Origin of the sequence: Exiguobacterium sp. s50, from assembly GCF_018618175.1 — a bacterium.
In the GTDB taxonomy this organism is placed as follows: Bacteria; Bacillota; Bacilli; order Exiguobacteriales; family Exiguobacteriaceae; genus Exiguobacterium; species Exiguobacterium chiriqhucha.
This window is the reverse complement of sequence record NZ_JACSLP010000003.1, coordinates 354,840-370,044: the sequence shown is the minus strand read 5'-3', so window position 1 is coordinate 370,044 and position 15,205 is coordinate 354,840. Positions and strand designations below refer to the sequence as shown.

The 15,205-nt window shown below is 52.2% G+C and carries 18 protein-coding genes; 11 read left to right on the top strand and 7 right to left on the bottom strand.

Annotated features, from left to right (window positions below):
- Positions 1–2 precede the first annotated feature (2 nt).
- On the bottom strand, positions 3–914 hold the full coding sequence (locus tag KNP68_RS06345) for a magnesium transporter CorA family protein (RefSeq protein WP_214799072.1): 912 nt from the start codon (positions 912–914) through the stop codon (positions 3–5).
- Between the two features lie 172 nt (positions 915–1,086).
- Between KNP68_RS06345 and KNP68_RS06340 the strand changes: the two genes are divergently transcribed.
- Complete coding sequence (locus KNP68_RS06340; RefSeq protein WP_214755938.1) at positions 1,087–1,959, top strand: HD domain-containing protein; 873 nt, start codon at positions 1,087–1,089, stop codon at positions 1,957–1,959.
- Between the two features lie 37 nt (positions 1,960–1,996).
- On the opposite strand, the gene KNP68_RS06335 is transcribed toward KNP68_RS06340, so the two are convergent.
- A complete protein-coding gene (locus tag KNP68_RS06335) occupies positions 1,997–2,998 on the bottom strand; it encodes a peptidylprolyl isomerase (protein ID WP_058765782.1) in 1,002 nt (333 codons plus the stop codon).
- Positions 2,999–3,149: 151 nt separating this feature from the next.
- Here KNP68_RS06335 and KNP68_RS06330 point away from each other — a divergent pair, with 151 nt between their 5' ends.
- A complete protein-coding gene (locus KNP68_RS06330) occupies positions 3,150–3,488 on the top strand; it encodes a DUF1878 family protein (protein WP_021066716.1) in 339 nt (112 codons plus the stop codon).
- Here KNP68_RS06330 and KNP68_RS06325 read toward each other — a convergent pair.
- A complete protein-coding gene (locus KNP68_RS06325; protein ID WP_021066715.1) occupies positions 3,472–4,035 on the bottom strand; it encodes an HTH-type transcriptional regulator Hpr in 564 nt (187 codons plus the stop codon). The two genes, KNP68_RS06330 and KNP68_RS06325, sit on opposite strands and share 17 nt — an antisense overlap.
- A 59-nt stretch (positions 4,036–4,094) precedes the next feature.
- Positions 4,095–4,451, bottom strand: a complete 357-nt coding sequence (locus KNP68_RS06320) for a hypothetical protein (RefSeq protein ID WP_251130754.1) — start codon at positions 4,449–4,451, stop codon at positions 4,095–4,097.
- 174 nt (positions 4,452–4,625) lie between these two features.
- Between KNP68_RS06320 and KNP68_RS06315 the strand changes: the two genes are divergently transcribed.
- Complete coding sequence (locus KNP68_RS06315; RefSeq protein WP_235045179.1) at positions 4,626–4,955, top strand: hypothetical protein; 330 nt, start codon at positions 4,626–4,628, stop codon at positions 4,953–4,955.
- Positions 4,956–5,009: 54 nt separating this feature from the next.
- Here KNP68_RS06315 and KNP68_RS06310 read toward each other — a convergent pair whose 3' ends face one another.
- Positions 5,010–5,438, bottom strand: a complete 429-nt coding sequence (locus tag KNP68_RS06310; protein WP_021066712.1) for an HIT family protein — start codon at positions 5,436–5,438, stop codon at positions 5,010–5,012.
- A 131-nt stretch (positions 5,439–5,569) separates the two neighbouring features.
- Between KNP68_RS06310 and KNP68_RS06305 the strand changes: the two genes are divergently transcribed.
- A complete protein-coding gene (locus tag KNP68_RS06305) occupies positions 5,570–6,619 on the top strand; it encodes a hypothetical protein (RefSeq protein WP_214799070.1) in 1,050 nt (349 codons plus the stop codon).
- Positions 6,620–6,666: 47 nt separating this feature from the next.
- Here KNP68_RS06305 and KNP68_RS06300 read toward each other — a convergent pair whose 3' ends face one another.
- Positions 6,667–6,921, bottom strand: coding sequence for a GlsB/YeaQ/YmgE family stress response membrane protein (locus KNP68_RS06300; protein ID WP_021066710.1), 255 nt, complete (start codon positions 6,919–6,921; stop codon positions 6,667–6,669).
- A 167-nt stretch (positions 6,922–7,088) separates the two neighbouring features.
- Between KNP68_RS06300 and KNP68_RS06295 the strand changes: the two genes are divergently transcribed.
- Together KNP68_RS06295 and KNP68_RS06290 are read left to right on the top strand one after the other, a co-directional pair.
- Positions 7,089–7,826 carry an ABC transporter ATP-binding protein gene (locus KNP68_RS06295; protein ID WP_214799068.1) on the top strand — a complete coding sequence of 246 codons (738 nt, stop codon included), beginning with the start codon at positions 7,089–7,091 and terminating at the stop codon, positions 7,824–7,826.
- Positions 7,823–8,953 (top strand): ABC transporter permease, encoded by a 1,131-nt coding sequence (locus KNP68_RS06290; RefSeq protein WP_214755685.1) that lies wholly within the window; start codon positions 7,823–7,825, stop codon positions 8,951–8,953. The genes KNP68_RS06295 and KNP68_RS06290 overlap by 4 nt, the downstream gene beginning before the upstream one ends.
- Positions 8,954–8,992: 39 nt before the next feature.
- On the opposite strand, the gene KNP68_RS06285 is transcribed toward KNP68_RS06290, so the two are convergent.
- Positions 8,993–10,291: an ammonium transporter gene (locus tag KNP68_RS06285; RefSeq protein WP_021066707.1), complete on the bottom strand. Its 1,299-nt coding sequence runs from the start codon at positions 10,289–10,291 to the stop codon at positions 8,993–8,995.
- Between the two features lie 129 nt (positions 10,292–10,420).
- Here KNP68_RS06285 and KNP68_RS06280 point away from each other — a divergent pair, with 129 nt between their 5' ends.
- From KNP68_RS06280 to KNP68_RS06260, 5 genes are all read left to right on the top strand, one after another.
- Entirely contained in the window at positions 10,421–10,726 is a 306-nt protein-coding gene (locus KNP68_RS06280) for a MerR family transcriptional regulator (protein WP_214799066.1), read from the top strand.
- A 116-nt stretch (positions 10,727–10,842) separates the two neighbouring features.
- The gene (gene hemE, locus KNP68_RS06275; RefSeq protein WP_021066705.1) at positions 10,843–11,892 is read left to right on the top strand and encodes a uroporphyrinogen decarboxylase; all 1,050 of its coding nucleotides are present in this window, start codon (positions 10,843–10,845) and stop codon (positions 11,890–11,892) included.
- Positions 11,889–12,818: a ferrochelatase gene (gene hemH / locus KNP68_RS06270; protein ID WP_021066704.1), complete on the top strand. Its 930-nt coding sequence runs from the start codon at positions 11,889–11,891 to the stop codon at positions 12,816–12,818. Before hemE ends, hemH begins: the two co-directional genes overlap by 4 nt.
- On the top strand, positions 12,811–14,196 hold the full coding sequence (hemG, locus tag KNP68_RS06265) for a protoporphyrinogen oxidase (protein WP_029595969.1): 1,386 nt from the start codon (positions 12,811–12,813) through the stop codon (positions 14,194–14,196). The genes hemH and hemG overlap by 8 nt, the downstream gene beginning before the upstream one ends.
- Before the next feature lie 89 nt (positions 14,197–14,285).
- On the top strand, positions 14,286–15,173 hold the full coding sequence (locus tag KNP68_RS06260; RefSeq protein ID WP_236355806.1) for a Cof-type HAD-IIB family hydrolase: 888 nt from the start codon (positions 14,286–14,288) through the stop codon (positions 15,171–15,173).
- Positions 15,174–15,205: the final 32 nt, after the last annotated feature.

Sequence of the window (15,205 nt, the reverse complement as noted above, 5' to 3'; positions counted from 1 at the left end):
TTTTACTGTTTTCTCTTTTTCCGTTGTTTTTCTAGACGTTTTTGATTGTGGACTTGATTCGGGAACTGTAAGAGCGAGCCAATCCAATTCTTCCGTTTCAACCACGCATAGACCAAGCCTGTGAAGAGCATGATCATCATCCAGGCGAACAGATAACCGAGCGGCCACTTCAGTTCAGGCATCGCTTTGAAGTTCATTCCCCAGATGGCACCGAAGGCGACGACTGGTGTCGTCAATGCCGTGAAGACGGTCAACGCCTTCATAATCTCGTTACCGCGAAAGTTCGACAGCGTCGAGGCGAGGTCGGTTAACGCGATGACATCGGCTTGATAATGTTCGATTAACGTCAAGAGCCGGTCGACCCGGTACGTGGCAAGTCGATAAGCGTTCAACTCGTCCAAGTCGACATCGAGGAACGCCTCACGTCCGGCCATGAGCAACTCACGGTATGGGACAACGGTATCGGACCACCGTTCAATCTCGCTGCGGAGTCCGAAAATCTCATTCATAAATTCGGGAGGGACTTGCCCGCTCATCTCGCGTTGGGTCATCATCAAGCGTTCTTCATACTCATCGATGCCGTGGAAATAATAGTCCATTTTTTCAGAGAGCAGGTCATAGAATGCCTCGATTGGCGAGTCATACTGCTTCGCGGCGACCGTCTCGCAATATAGCTCATCAAACCCGATTGTCCACAGGAAATCTCGGGTCACGAAATAGTGCCCGATTTTTTGTGGTTCGCGTTCCAACTGTTCATAATCGAGCGTGAGCGATCCGTACATATAATCGCGTTCGACGATGATTTTTGTGACTTTCGCCGTCGTCAATTGTTCGAGCCAAAACGTGTACGCTTCCTCATAGTGATTGTCGACATGTACAATTTCTTCTGGTCGTGTATACCAATTCCAATTCATCTTCCATTCCCCCAATATGCTTCTCTCTCAAGTATTCCCGCTTTTCTTAGAAAGTTGGCATCTGACCTGAACTTTCGTTAAGATGTAGGTACTGACAAGAAGAGAGGTGCTTTTTTTGACGACTACTAAAATTGGTCAGCTCAAAGTGGGCGACACGTTGAACCAATATGTGATGATTAAACAATCGTATCGAGGACTCGCCGGGAACGGCAAACCATATTTGACGCTCATCCTATGCGATGAGAGCGGAGAGATTGAGACGAAAGTATGGGACAGTGCCGATACGGACAAATATGCGACGAAAAAAATTGTCCATGCTTCCGGGGAAGTGATGGACTACCGTGGCCGGACCCAGTTGAAGTTGAAACAAATCTCCATCATCGAAGGTGAGACGGACATCACGCCATACGTGCGCTCGGCCCCAGTGCCGAAGTCAGAACTCGAGACAGGGATTCGCGGCTATATCGAGGCAATGGAGCACGTGGGGATGAAACAACTCGTGACGGCGCTTGTCGACCGGAACGAGGAAGCTTACTTCACGTATCCGGCAGCGGTGCGCCATCACCATGCGGTCTATTCGGGACTCGCCTTCCACGTCCTGTCGATGCTGAAGCTGGCTGACACGATGTGCGACCTCTATCCGCAATTGAATCGGGACTTGCTCGTTGCAGGCGTCGTGCTCCACGACTTGGCGAAAGTAATCGAGTTGTCGGACGCAATCACACCGGAATATACGCTCGAAGGCAAACTGCTTGGGCACTTGTCGCTCATGGCATCTGAAATCGAAGTCGTGGCACGCGAGCTCGGCACCGACCGTGAAGTCGTGACGTTGCTCCAACACCTCGTCCTCAGCCATCACGGGAAACCGGAATGGGGATCGGCGAACGCGCCGCAGCTCCCGGAAGCCGAGATGCTCTTCTTCATCGACAACATCGATGCCCGGATGAACATGTTCGATAAGGCGTTCGAAGGGGTCGAACCTGGTACGTTCACAGAACGGATCATGGCGCTCGATAACCGGGCGTTCTATAAACCGAAGTTATGAAGGCATATAAAAAGACGTCCCGCGGGACGTCTTTTGTTTATTGCTGCTCTGTCGATTCCTCGGCTGGAGCTTCTTCTGTACCTTCTTTTTCCGCTTTGAGAGCGTCTTTCACGGCATCGAACTGTGTCGATGCTTTCGCATCTTTCACATCGACGTTATATTTCTCGATCAACTCGGCATAGATCTTATTCGCGTCGACAGAAGCGGCTTTTTCAGTCGCCAATGCTTCACGGATGCGATCTTTCTCGTCTTCGAGTTTAAGGTCTTTTTCTTTACGGTCCATGACTTTGATGACGTGGAAGCCGAACTGTGACTGAACCGGCTCAGAAACTTTGCCAACGACGTCTTCTTGGAACGCGTACTCTTCAAATTCAGGGACCATGGCGCCGGCTGAGAAGTAACCGAGGTCGCCACCTTTTTCACCAGAACCTGTGTCTGTCGATTTTTCTTTCGCGATGTCAGCGAAGTCGCCACCGTCGTTCAATTCTTTAATAATCGCTTGTGCTTCTTCTTCTGTCTCGACAAGGATATGGCTCGCCTTGACTTCGACGTTTTCTTTCGCGAACTGTGCTTCGATATCTTCGTCTGTGACTTCAACGAGTTCTGATTTCGCAGCATCGACGAGCATTTGACCGCGGAGCGCTTCTTTGAACTCGTCCGTGTTCGTCATGCCGGCTTGTTGAATCGCTTGCTCAAACTCTTCTTTCGAGTTGAACTGCTCTTCGGTCTTGCTGAACTCTTCGTCGACTTTTTCTTGCTCGACTTTATCGCCGTACTCTTTTTCAAGCAATTCGTTCATCGTTTCTTGGAACGCAAGTTGTGGGACCATGCGGTCGTAGCTCATGTCGGCGATTTCGCCGCGCGTCACTTCGCCGCCTTCAAATGAAACAACTGTAGAGTTGTCAGAAGACCCTCCGTTTGTCGCCGCGTACGTGCCGCCGACACCGATGAGAAGTGCAATCGCTGATGCGCCGACGAGGGCGCCTGTTGAAAACTTCTTATTCTGTTTGTTCGGTTCATTCGTCATTCCGTTTGACATATATTCCACCCCTATAAATCTATAAGTTTCTAAATCCGACTATACCACATTTTGTTAATGATAACAGCTGTTCTCTTGCCTGTGTAGTATCATAGCACAGAAACGTGTCGTATAATGATGAAAGAGAATGTGAAATGATGGGGTGGAGAACGTGTCGTTAGAAGAGAAAATCAATCAATTATCGTTTCAAATGGAACTGTTGCTCGGGGCGGTCGATTGGTCGGAACGGCCCTTTGAACATGAGGTGCTCAAGGCAAATCTGACACGGCAAGAAGTCGTTGCGTTTTTCGCGTTGTTGGATGATATCCGAGAACGACAAAACGAGCAAATGCGCTACGGGCTGTCGTCCGTGGAGCCTTTGCTCGTTCATTTCGTCGGGATGCTTCATCCCCATTTAGAGGCCGAGACGATTCTCGCGGCGTGTGTGCGCCAAGGGATGGCGCTAGACGTCACGGAACCGCTGTATCGGCAGGTCAAGCTTCTTTACTGATCTCGTCGTCCTCAGGGCGACGTCCGGCTTCTTCCGTGATCATCTTCGACGTTTCTGCAAAGATGTCCATGAAGTTGTCGCCATACAAGCGGCGAACGATTGCGGTGATGTCCGTCAAGTCCGGGAATTTCCCGTACAATTCTTGGAGCGGGAGCGAGGCGCGGAAGACGCCGTTCTCTTCCGGATCGAACGCATGAATCGTCTCGAGCAAGAGCGCTTCACCTTCAGGCGTCAATTGGACGTACGTATTTCGTTTGTCCGTCTCCTTTTTCGAGAACGTGAGCAAACCGCGGTCTTCTAACTTTTTCGAGAAGTTGAACGCCGTCGATACGTGCATGACCCCATATTTGGCGATCTCTGAGATCGAAGCGCCGCCGAGGGCGTGAGCGATCCATAAAATATGGTGCTCGTTTATGTTCAAATCGAACGGTTTAATCCAATTTTGCCAGTCTTTCTCGACCGTCTTCCACAGTGCCTTACTAAGCTGAATGATTTTATGACTATAGAGCATGGCCTCAGGGCCAGTGAATTCTTTTTCGTGTTCCATGTCGATCCATCCTTTCCGATACAATGTGACTAAAACGACGGGCGATGACGACAGACCGGTCAGTTGGCCTTTTCCGCTTTCGCTTCGGTCGCATCTGACTGTACGTTCGAAAGCTCGTTTAGGTTTCCTTGGATCCGCTCGATTGAAGGCTGAATGTCTTGTTGATAGCGTTCGACTTCGGCTTTCACTTGATTTGTCAATTCTTTTCCTTGTAACTTACCTGCCGCCGCAACTTGCGACGCATCTTTAGCGACTTTTTGGAATTGTTCTTTCAACGTAGTGATTGTAGACGCTCGGTGTTGATTGGCCGCCGCGTCATTCGCCGTTCCACGGGCGAGTTTTTTCACGGTCACAGCTCCTAGAAACGCTACGACAAAGCCGAAAGCAACCCAATCGCGACGATTGTGATTCGACAATACATTCCCCTCCTCGAGCACGCTGATACTAGAATACATTCTTTTCATATTATTTTACCAAAAAAGAGAGATTAAAAACCTATATCTTAAATAAAATTTTTCAGAACATTCAATTTTGACCGAAAAATCATTTTATTTTAAACTGTAGGTAAAGGAAGGTGACCTCCAGTGAATATGCAAAAGCGTTGGGTTGATGACATGTTAGACCTGTATAACGCGGCCAAGCGACTGGGAGATGACCCTTGGGCACAGACAATAATGGAAGCACTCGAGGCGGGATATGAAGCGTCGGAACATAATGAACAGACGCGGAAACAAACTTTGCTTGAAAAGCGACTGATTGAAATAGACGCCCGTCTAAATTTGTTAAGAAAAGAATTCGAACAAGCGGAATCTGTCAAATCGCGGCAACAGTTATACGAGCAGGCGATTAAATTACAAGTCGAGCGTGCCCAAATCGAGGAAGAGCGGAAACGCCATCTCGATTCAATCAACTCGTCATGAGGCGCAAGACAAAAAATGGACCGGTCGCTCAACAGGCGGCGGTCCATTTGTTCGTTACAGGTTTGCTTTGATACCGGCAGCGATCGCCTGCATGTCGTCAGATGAGTACGCGTCTTGATGCGTTTCCCACTTGGCACCAAATCCGTCCGCCTCGCCGTAGCGCGGCAAGAGGTGGATGTGGAAGTGATAGACGGTCTGTCCGGCAATCGCTTCGGCGTTAGACAACACGTTCATCCCGATGGCACCTGTTTCACGCTGAATCGCGTTCGCGACGGCAGGAACGGCTTGGAAGACGTCACGGGCCACATCGGTCGGCAATTCATAGATGTTACGGGCATGATGTTTCGGAATGACGAGCGTATGCCCTTTCGTGACTTGAGAGATATCGAGGAACGCGACGACGGCGTCATCCTCGTATACCTTATACGACGGGATGTCGTTGTTGACGATTTTACAAAAGATACAGTTGTCCTCAGTGTGCATGCTGACTCCTCCATTCATGAATGACTAATCCATCTCATCATAACATGGAATTCAGGCGGAAGAACGATTGTCCGGACAGACAATTCACCCTACACTGAAATCAATAGTAAGTAGAGAGAGGAAGGGAACGGATGGCGTATGTACGATCGAAAAAACAGTCGCGGCGACGAAACATTTACCTCGGGCTGCTCGTGACGCTCGGGATTGGCCTCGCGGTCGGTGCGTTCTATCAATGGGGATATAAACCGGCTGCCGCCAACGACAAGATTCACGTCCGCTTCAAGGACGCCTTGTTGACCGAAGACGTCCGCTTCTTCCAGGAGAACGTCGAATATGAAGCGGAACCGCTCACGCGAGCCGAAGCACTCCGGTTCATGGGTTGGTTGAATGAAGAAAAGTCGATTCGCGGCGAGGCCATCTCGGAAGTGGCACAGGATCGGTCCGATCGGGCACAAGGCATGGAGACGGACGGGTTGTTCCGGCTCGTTGATACGGGCGAAGGGCGGTTCGGCTTTGCGGATTATCGGATTGAGTTGTTGCCAAAGACGTTGCGGACGTCTGCAGACGTTCCGCTGACGAATATTTGGATAGACGGGGTGCAGGCGGGACGGATTGATGAGGCCGGCGAAGCAGTTGAGATTGTTCGCATGCCGGGCCGCTACGACGTCAAAGCCGTCGCCGTCGTCGATGGGGAAACGGTGACCGAGACCGAGGCCGTGACGTTGACGGAAGATGCGCAACTGGCGTTTGGGTTATTGCCGGACCAGGACGAGACGGTGGCCGGACAATTCGACCTCGAACGGGCCGAATTGATTGAAATCGAGGTCGAGGCGCAAACCGGTCATTCGATTGAGACGCTTGAGGCGCTCATGAACAATCAGGAACAGACGGTCGTCGACGAGATCGGTGAACCGATGGAACGGGGCGACGTCTGGCGCTATGATGGGATGGAACTCCGGTTTGTCGACGGCCGGGTCGATCGCATTGATATCGATTTACAGAAGCGGCCCGACGACCTGCTCGCGCTCTTGGGCGAACCGAATGAAAAAGTCGAGACGGACCTCGGCCTCGAATGGCGCTACGACCGGACGTTGCTCGAGTCGATTTTCACGTTCTTGCGCTTACAGAGCGAGAAACGGTTCATCGAGCGGGATGAAGCCATCTATCTCATTTTGACATGACAAAAAAAGGGACCCTCGGCGAGGGTCCCTTTTACGTGAGCCGTAGATTAACGTTTACGGTTCATTGATTTCATAACGAACGATACGATCAAGATCAAGATAATCGCACCGAGAAGTGCTGGGATAATCGCGATGCCGCCAACTGCAGGACCGAAGTCTCCGAAGATGAGGCCACCGAGCCAAGCACCGATGATACCAGCAATGATGTTCCCGATGACGCCACCTGGTACATCCTTACCTAAAATAAGACCTGCTAACCAACCGATAATACCCCCGACGATTAAAGTGATAATCCAACCCATAAAAACATTCTCCTTTCTGTTTTGTCCATTGTTCTCACTAACAATTTTATGGAACAATGGAAGTAATGAATAAGTTTTAAAATGCCTTACAGTTCAGATTATTCCCATGTGACAGCTTTTAAAACATATATCACAAAAAAAAGTTGAAAATGAGGGGTGGAGTTTTCATGTTGCACGTCGACCATTTGAATGGCGGTTATATAGGTAAACAAGTGTTGCACGATATTTCGTTTGATGTAAAAAAAGGTGAGCTCGTCGGGCTGATAGGGCTAAACGGAGCCGGAAAATCGACAACAATCAAACATATTTTAGGATTGCTTAATCCGATTTCAGGATCGGTCGAAGTCGATAGTCAAACACTCAGCTCGTCAGAAAAGAATTATCGTAAGAAAATAAGCTATATACCCGAGACCCCTATTTTGTATGACACGCTGACGTTGCGTGAACATTTGACGTTGATCGGAAAAGCGTATGACATTGATGCGGCAGATTTAACGAACCGGACCGAGCGATTGGCACGAGATATGCGGATGGAGAAGCAACTGGACTGGTTCCCGTCCGTCTTTTCGAAAGGAATGCGTCAAAAAGCGATGATTCTATGTGCGCTCGTGACGAAGTCCCCGCTTCTCATCGTCGATGAACCGTTCGTCGGACTCGATCCACTCGCGATTCGTCAACTATTGCGATTGTTTGACGAGTATAAGGAAGATTGCGCCATCTTAATGTCGACACACATTCTAGAGACGGCCGAGCGCCACTGCGACCGTTTCGTCTTCTTGCACCAAGGGGCGGTCATCGCGACCGGGACGGCCGCGCAACTGCGCGAGACATACGGTCTGCGTCCGGACGCCACGCTCGATGACATCTATGTCGAGGCGATTGAGGCCGAGGAGCGGAAACGATGAACGTATTCAAACAACGATTTGGCGTCTGGGTGGAAGACGTCGTGAAATACAGCCGCTACGTCGCGAACGGTGGCTTGTTATTCACGCTTTATTTCACGCTCATCTACGGGGCGTTCGTGTATAACCAATTTTTGACGGATTTGGACCCGGCTTTTCCGAGTGAATGGATCGTGGCGCTGATTTGGTTGCTCCTTCCGCTCGGTCATCGTCCCCGAACGTTGATTCAAGAAGCGGATCAAGTCTTCCTATTGCCGCGTCTCGGTGAGATTCAAGCGTTCATGACAGGCATCCGCCTGTTCAATGTCGTCTTTGCCGCCGTCCGCGCCATCCTCGTCATGCTTGTCGTGTTGCCGCTGCTCGTCCGGACGCAAGCGCTCACGTCGGTCGAAGTCGGAGCCATCCTCGCCACGAGTGTACTCATTTCAGCCGCGGGTCGTCTCGCCAAGTTGGAGGGGATTAAATACGTCGTCTTGCCGAGCGCACTCGCCAGCGGCTTCCTCGTATTGTTCGGTGTGCCGTTGTTGACGCCAGTGCCCGCACTCGTCCCGTTTGTCCTGCTCCACGTGCGACGGAATCGGCGCATCCCGCTGCTTGACTGGCTCACGCTCGAAGAAAAGAGCAAAGCCCAGTTCAACCGGGTCGTCAGTTGGTTCGTCGATGTGCCGACGATGCGGGAAGACGTGCGGGAACGGTCGTTCATCGTGAGCCTGCTCGAGCGGTCGGTGTTGAAACAGGCCGATGCCGCCCGATACGTGTACGGGCTCCGGGTCATGCGGTCGAACGATTCGCTCGATCTCGTGTTGCGTCTTTCCGTCGTCGCGCTCGTTGTCATGTGGCTCTCGGGTGGATGGTATGTCGGGTTGGTCGTCCCGCTTTTCGTTGGGTTGACGGCGCTCCAGCTCGTGCCATTATTTAAACGGCTCGACACCGTGTCGATGGCGTCGTGGTTGCCAATCACACGTACCGAGCGGCTCGTCGCCTATAAATGGTGGGCGACGCGGCTGTTGTTCGCGCAACTGCTCGCCCTTGGCGTTGCCTCGCTCTTGTTTGGGGCGACGTGGGACGCGCTCGTCGGTCTCGGACTCGCGTACGTGGTCGTCCGATACTACTTGAGTCGATTGACATGAAACAGGGACACCCGCATTGGGTGTCCCTGACTGTTGTCGTTATTTTTTTGGTGACATGACCGATACGCTCGACCCGAGAATTTTCGGGAGACGTGCCGGAGTTTCAGGTTCTGTCTCGACTTCACCGTATGCGGATACACCGTGCTCGGCGATGTCGAGGCCGATATCTTCTTGTTCTTCCGTGACACGAAGACCGATCGTGACGTCGAGGAGTTTCAAGAAGGCGTAGCTACCGCCACCGGCGATGACCATCGCAATCAAGACGCCGAGTGCTTGCACACCGAGTTGAGTCAAGCCGCCGCCGTAGAAGAGGCCGGCCGAACCGATGCCTGTGATCTCGACCAAGCGAGGCGAGGCGAAGAATCCGAGCGCGAGTGTCCCGATGATTCCCGCGACACCGTGCACCGAGAAGGCGCAGAGCGGATCGTCGATATATTTCGCCATGAGGATGCTCGTACCGTACGTGGCAATCGAAGCGAGGGCACCGATGACGATGGCGGCCCAAGGTTCGACGAAGGCGCAGGCAGCGGTGATGGCGACGAGTGCCCCGAGCACACCGTTGACGATTGTCGGGATGTCGGCCGTTTTCTTGTGAATCATGACGATGGCGAGAGCGCCGAGAGCGCCGGCAGCCGTGGCGAGCATCGTCGTAAGAGCGACGTAACCGAAGAAGCCGTCCGCGACTGACATCGTCGATCCGGCATTGAAACCGAACCAGCAGAGCCAGAGCACGAGTCCACCGACGACCGTCAAGACGTGGTTATGACCGGCGAGTGATTCCGTTTTACGACGTGGTTTCAAGATGATGGTGGCCATGAGTGCAGCCATCCCGCCTTGAAGGTGGACGACAGCCGAACCGGCGAAGTCTTGCATGCCCATCGTTCCGAGAAGTCCACCAGCCCATACAGAGCGGGCGACGATCGGATACAGGATGGCGACGAAGAAGACACCGAACAAGACGTATGCAGACAGTTTAGCCCGTTCTGCGAACCCGCCCCAGGCGATGGCGAGCGCTACGGCGACGAATGACAACTGGAACAAGAATTTGATGTCGATTGAGACGTTGGCCCAATCGAGGCTCGTGAACGATCCGTTCATGAAGAATCCTTCCGTCCCGAACCAGCGGGTCCCGTCCCCGAATGAGAGGCCGAAGCCGACAGCCCAAAAGGCGAGTGCCGCCACAGAGAGGCTGATGATTTGTTTGACTGCGACGTGCCCGGCGTTTTTAGCCCGGAGCGTCCCCGTCTCGAGCAACCCAAATCCAAGTTGCATCGTCAAGACGAGCAAAGCGGCGATGAGTACGAACAGCGTGTCCATATAATATAAGATGTCTTCCATGTTGCGATTCCTCCTTTTTTTCGATTGGTGATTCAAAAGTTGTTTTCAGTGTAAGACGAAAAATTCGACTTGGATTGCAATTTGTCAGATTATCTGACATAGTTTTTTTGTGAGGGAGGAGGACGAGCGATGGACTATAAGTTGAAGAAAGTAATTGGAATGGGCGTCATTACTGAACTGACGGGACTTTCGGAGCGACAAGTCCGCTATTATGAGTCAAAAGGGCTCGTCTTTCCAGAACGGACAAAAGGCGGTTCACGTAAATATTCTTTCCATGATGTGGAACGATTAATTGATGTGGCCTCGAAGCTTGAAGACGGCTGGCGGATTCAAGACATTAAAAATCGCGAGAAGCGTTTGTCGACGAAACAGCGTGACGATTTGATTCGTGGTCAGCTCAATTCGGCATTCCGCACGTATCCGCCAAAGAAATGACACAAAGAAAACACAATGAAAATGCTTCACATTAGCATTATTCTAATTAATTTCTGTATAATGTTTTTGAGTTCACATACCTATAGAAGAAGAGTGTAGGAGAATTATAGAGGGGAATGACGCGACGTATGAACGATACTATTTTGAAGGCGTTTAAAGGAGAGGCGACAGACTATGTGCCCGTCTGGTACATGCGCCAAGCCGGACGCTACCAACCAGAATATCGTGAGATCAAAAAAACGAGGACATTATTCGAAATCACGCATGATGCCGAATTGTGTGCCTACGTGACAGAGCTCCCGGTAAAACAACTAGGAGTCGACGCGGCCATTCTGTATAAAGATATTATGACGCCACTCCCGTCGATGGGCGTGGATGTGGAAATCAAGAGCGGCATCGGTCCGGTCATTGATAACCCGTACCGGACGATGGAAGACGTGGAACGCTTAAAACCGCTCAACACGGACGACATCTCGTACGTGTTCGAGACGATCCGTTTGCTTCGGGAACGTTTGGAAGTCCCGCTCATCGGGTTCTCGGGCGCACCGTTCACACTCGCGAGTTATATGATTGAAGGCGGCCCATCGAAGAGTTACCATCGGACGAAAGCGCTCATGTACGCTGAGCCGGACGTATGGAACGCACTTATGGAGAAGCTTGGCGACATGGTCATCACGTATGCGACGGCGCAGGCGGAGGCTGGCATCCAAGCGTTCCAGTTGTTCGACTCATGGGTCGGGACGCTTAGCCGCAAAGATTATGTTCGTTATATTAAACCAACGACAGAACGGATCTTCACCGAGTTGCGCAAGCTCGACATTCCGCTCATCATGCACGGTGTTGGAGCGAGCCATCTCGTTGAAGAGTGGCAAGACCAGCCGCTCGACGTCGTCGGACTCGACTGGCGTCTGTCGATTCAAGAAGCGCGCGACCGCGGCATCACGAAAGCGGTCCAAGGTAACCTTGACCCGTCATTCTTGCTGGCTCCGTGGCCGATCATCGAAGCGAAAGTGAAAGAAATCCTCGATGAGGGGATGAAACAACCTGGATACGTCTTCAACTTGGGACATGGGGTGTTCCCGGAAGTCGATCCGTCTGTGCTCGTCAAATTGACAGCATTTATCCATGACTACTCACGTGAAAAAATGGGAGGCAAATCATTATGAAAACCGTCGGATTACTCGTAATGGCTTATGGGACACCGTACAAACCTGAAGATATCGAGCGTTACTATACGCACATTCGTTATGGCCGCAAGCCTTCACCGGAAGCACTCCAAGACTTGACGGAGCGCTATGAGGCCATCGGTGGCGTGTCGCCGCTCGCGAAAATCACAATCGATCAAGCGGAGACGCTCCGTGACATCTTGAACGAGCGCCACGTGGGCGAAATCGACTTCAAGCTCTATATCGGGCTCAAGCACATCGAACCGTTCGTAGAAGACGCGGTCGCGCAAATGGCGAACGACGGCATCAAAGAAGCGGTCTCGGTCGTATTGGCCCCGCACTACTCGTCATACAGCGTCAAGTCGTACAACGGACGGGCGCATGAAGAAGCCGCGAAATACGGCATCGAGATCCGTTCGGTCGAATCGTGGTACGATGAGCCGAAATTCATCAATTGGTGGGCGGAAGCCATCAAAACGACGTTCGCGAACTTGCCGGTGCCGGCTGAGAAGGCTTGCTTGATTGTCTCGGCGCACAGTCTGCCAGAGAAGATTTTGGCAGGTGGCGACCCGTATCCGGATCAATTGAAAGAAACGGCTGACAAAATCGCCCAAGCGGCGGGCGTACCGAACTATGAGGTCGGTTGGCAGTCGGAAGGCAACACGCCTGACCCGTGGATTGGGCCGGACGTCCAAGATTTGACGGCTGAACTTTATGAAAAGCATGGCTATGAAGCGTTCGTTTACACGCCGGTCGGATTTGTCGCGGATCACCTCGAGGTGCTCTTCGATAACGACGTGGAATGTAAAGTCGTCTGTGACCGCCTCGGCGTTCACTACGCGCGTCCTAACATGCCAAACGCGGAGCGGAGCTTCATTGAAGCCATCGCCGATCGCATGGAAAGCGTGATTGTACATCATGCGTAATGTAACGATTGTCGGTGGTGGGATCACAGGTCTCACCGCCGCTTTTTATGCCGAGCGTTATTTACCGAACGACGTCACGATCAAGCTCGTCGAGACGAGCGGACGGTTAGGCGGAAAAATCGATACGTTTGAAACGGGGGAATTTGCGGTCGAACGAGGGCCCGACTCGTACGTGTTCCGCAAGACAGCGATGACGGATTTGATTCATGACGTCGGTCTCGGCGATGAAATCGTCCGAAACGGGGTCGGTCAAGCGTACGTGCTCCATCATGACGGGCTGCATCCGATTCCGAAACAGACGGTCATGGGCATCCCGCTCGACGTCGATGCGTTCAAGGACACGACACTCTTATCGGACGAAGAACATGCCGCACTCCGGGCGATGCTCTTATCGCCACCGGACGTCGAAGCACCGGAAACGGACGTCTCCCTTGGCTTGTACTTGCGTGAACGGGTCGGGGACCCGATCGTCGACCGGCTGATCGAACCGCTTCTTTCCGGGATTTACGCGGGAGACATCGATCAAATGAGCGCCTTGTCGACGTTCCCACAGTTTATCGAAGGCGAGAAGAAACATGGGAACTTGTATGAAGGGATGCGTCACTTGCGTCCTGAACAACGGGTCGCGGAAGTCGGCGCCAAGAAAGTTGGACAGTTCGCTTCACTCAAACGAGGCTTGAAGTCGCTCACTGATCGTCTTGCCGAGCGACTAGAGCGCACCGAAATCATCTTGAACTGTTCGGTCGAACAAGTCGAGGAGATTGAAGGCGGCTATCGCCTGCTGACGAATCGAGGCGATATCGAGTCCGACCACCTCATCTTGACGGTCCCGCCTCGGCTCATCCGTCAGTTCTTACCGAAAGTCGACAGTAATTTTCTCGCGGATATGAAACCGCACGCGACAGCGACGTGTTCGCTCGTATTCAAAGAAGACGATATCGAGCTGCCGTTCGTCGGGACGGGCTTCGTCACGAGCCAAGAGGCGGATGTGACGATTACGGCGTGCACGTTCATCGACCAAAAATGGCCGCATGCCGTGCCGGAAGGGTATCACGTCCTGCGCGTCTTTCTCGGACGTCCGGGCGCCGATGAGATCGTCGATGCGTCCGATGAGGAGATTGTCGCGACGGCGTTACGTGACCTTGGCGGCTTGATGACGATTAAAGCAGCACCGCTCGAGACGGTCGTCAGCCGGCTCCGGGACGGGTTGCCACCTTACGCCGTCTTCCATTCCGATCGGGTCCGCGCGTTGCGCGCCGAGATGGGCCGCGTCTATCCAGGCATCTTGCTCGCAGGCATCGCCTATGACGGAATCGGCATGCCAGACTGCATCAAGAGCGTCCATGAACAAATCAAAGCGCTCGCAGAAGAAGGGTAAAGATTCGTGAAGGGAGGTGTCGGATTATTCCGATGGCCTCTCTTTTTGTTATAGTTATAAGCGAAACAGAAAAAGAGGAGTGGATGTTGATGACAACGTACAAATTGTTCGTATCCGATATGGATGGCACGATCCTGCACAACCACACGAAAATTGCACCCGAGACGGCAGAAATCGTCCGTGCGGCAGAAGCACAAGGGATTCGCTTTGCGATTGCGACGGGACGCAATTACTTCAACGCGAAAGAGATTCTCGACGAGGTGGGCCTCACGTGTCCAATCGTCTCTTCGAACGGCGGTCGCGTGCTGACGGAAACGGGTGAAGTGCTTCATGAAATCGATTTGACGACAGAAGAAGCGCTCGAGGTCGTGTCGGTGTTGCATCAAGACCACAAATATTCGGACGTCTTCTATGAAATGTATTCAGAGGCGGGCCTCGTCGCGAGCCGACTCGATTTGATCGATGCGACGATGGAGAACTTGAAGCAGAACGGCGATGAGCGGTCGCTCGAGATGTATGAGTTCTTCCAAAAACGTTATTACGTCAACGAGGACGTCCGTCTCGTCGAAGACATCGAGGATTTCATCAAGAATGAGGCCGGACGCGTCTATAAATTCATCGCCTTTTCGAGTCATTTCGAGAAGATGTCCTCACTATGGAAGGAAATCGATGAGCGCGTGGAAGGCGTTTACGTCACGTCTTCAGGCAATGACAATATCGAAGTCATGGCGAACGGGGCTGATAAAGGGCACGGCGTCAAAAAATTGGCCGAGCATTTCGGCGTCGATTTATCGGAAGTCGTCGTCATCGGGGACAACTTGAACGATGTCCCGATGTTTGAGGTGGCCGGTAAAGCGATCGCGATGGGCAATAGTCACGAAGACTTGATTGCCATTAGCCACCACGTCACAGAGCGTCATGACGAATACGGCGTCGCGAACGCATTGAAGCGCGTCATGAACGGGGAATGGAAGTAAACAAGTTGTAGCGCCGGGCCGCCGTCTCGTAT

What these genes read in the sequence shown, in the direction of transcription:
- KNP68_RS06325 (WP_021066715.1), bottom strand. Translation starts at nt 4,035, where the DNA reads ATGGAACACGAAAAAGAATTCACTGGCCCTGAGGCCATGCTCTATAGT.
- KNP68_RS06285 (WP_021066707.1), bottom strand. Translation starts at nt 10,291, where the DNA reads ATGGAAGACATCTTATATTATATGGACACGCTGTTCGTACTCATCGCC.
- KNP68_RS06335 (WP_058765782.1), bottom strand. Translation starts at nt 2,998, where the DNA reads ATGTCAAACGGAATGACGAATGAACCGAACAAACAGAATAAGAAGTTT.
- KNP68_RS06260 (WP_236355806.1), top strand. Translation starts at nt 14,286, where the DNA reads ATGACAACGTACAAATTGTTCGTATCCGATATGGATGGCACGATCCTG.
- hemE (WP_021066705.1), top strand. Translation starts at nt 10,843, where the DNA reads ATGACGCGACGTATGAACGATACTATTTTGAAGGCGTTTAAAGGAGAG.
- KNP68_RS06315 (WP_235045179.1), top strand. Translation starts at nt 4,626, where the DNA reads ATGCAAAAGCGTTGGGTTGATGACATGTTAGACCTGTATAACGCGGCC.
- hemG (WP_029595969.1), top strand. Translation starts at nt 12,811, where the DNA reads ATGCGTAATGTAACGATTGTCGGTGGTGGGATCACAGGTCTCACCGCC.
- KNP68_RS06340 (WP_214755938.1), top strand. Translation starts at nt 1,087, where the DNA reads ATGATTAAACAATCGTATCGAGGACTCGCCGGGAACGGCAAACCATAT.
- hemH (WP_021066704.1), top strand. Translation starts at nt 11,889, where the DNA reads ATGAAAACCGTCGGATTACTCGTAATGGCTTATGGGACACCGTACAAA.
- KNP68_RS06295 (WP_214799068.1), top strand. Translation starts at nt 7,089, where the DNA reads ATGTTGCACGTCGACCATTTGAATGGCGGTTATATAGGTAAACAAGTG.
- KNP68_RS06300 (WP_021066710.1), bottom strand. Translation starts at nt 6,921, where the DNA reads ATGGGTTGGATTATCACTTTAATCGTCGGGGGTATTATCGGTTGGTTA.
- KNP68_RS06290 (WP_214755685.1), top strand. Translation starts at nt 7,823, where the DNA reads ATGAACGTATTCAAACAACGATTTGGCGTCTGGGTGGAAGACGTCGTG.
- KNP68_RS06345 (WP_214799072.1), bottom strand. Translation starts at nt 914, where the DNA reads ATGAATTGGAATTGGTATACACGACCAGAAGAAATTGTACATGTCGAC.
- KNP68_RS06280 (WP_214799066.1), top strand. Translation starts at nt 10,421, where the DNA reads ATGGACTATAAGTTGAAGAAAGTAATTGGAATGGGCGTCATTACTGAA.
- KNP68_RS06305 (WP_214799070.1), top strand. Translation starts at nt 5,570, where the DNA reads ATGGCGTATGTACGATCGAAAAAACAGTCGCGGCGACGAAACATTTAC.
- KNP68_RS06310 (WP_021066712.1), bottom strand. Translation starts at nt 5,438, where the DNA reads ATGCACACTGAGGACAACTGTATCTTTTGTAAAATCGTCAACAACGAC.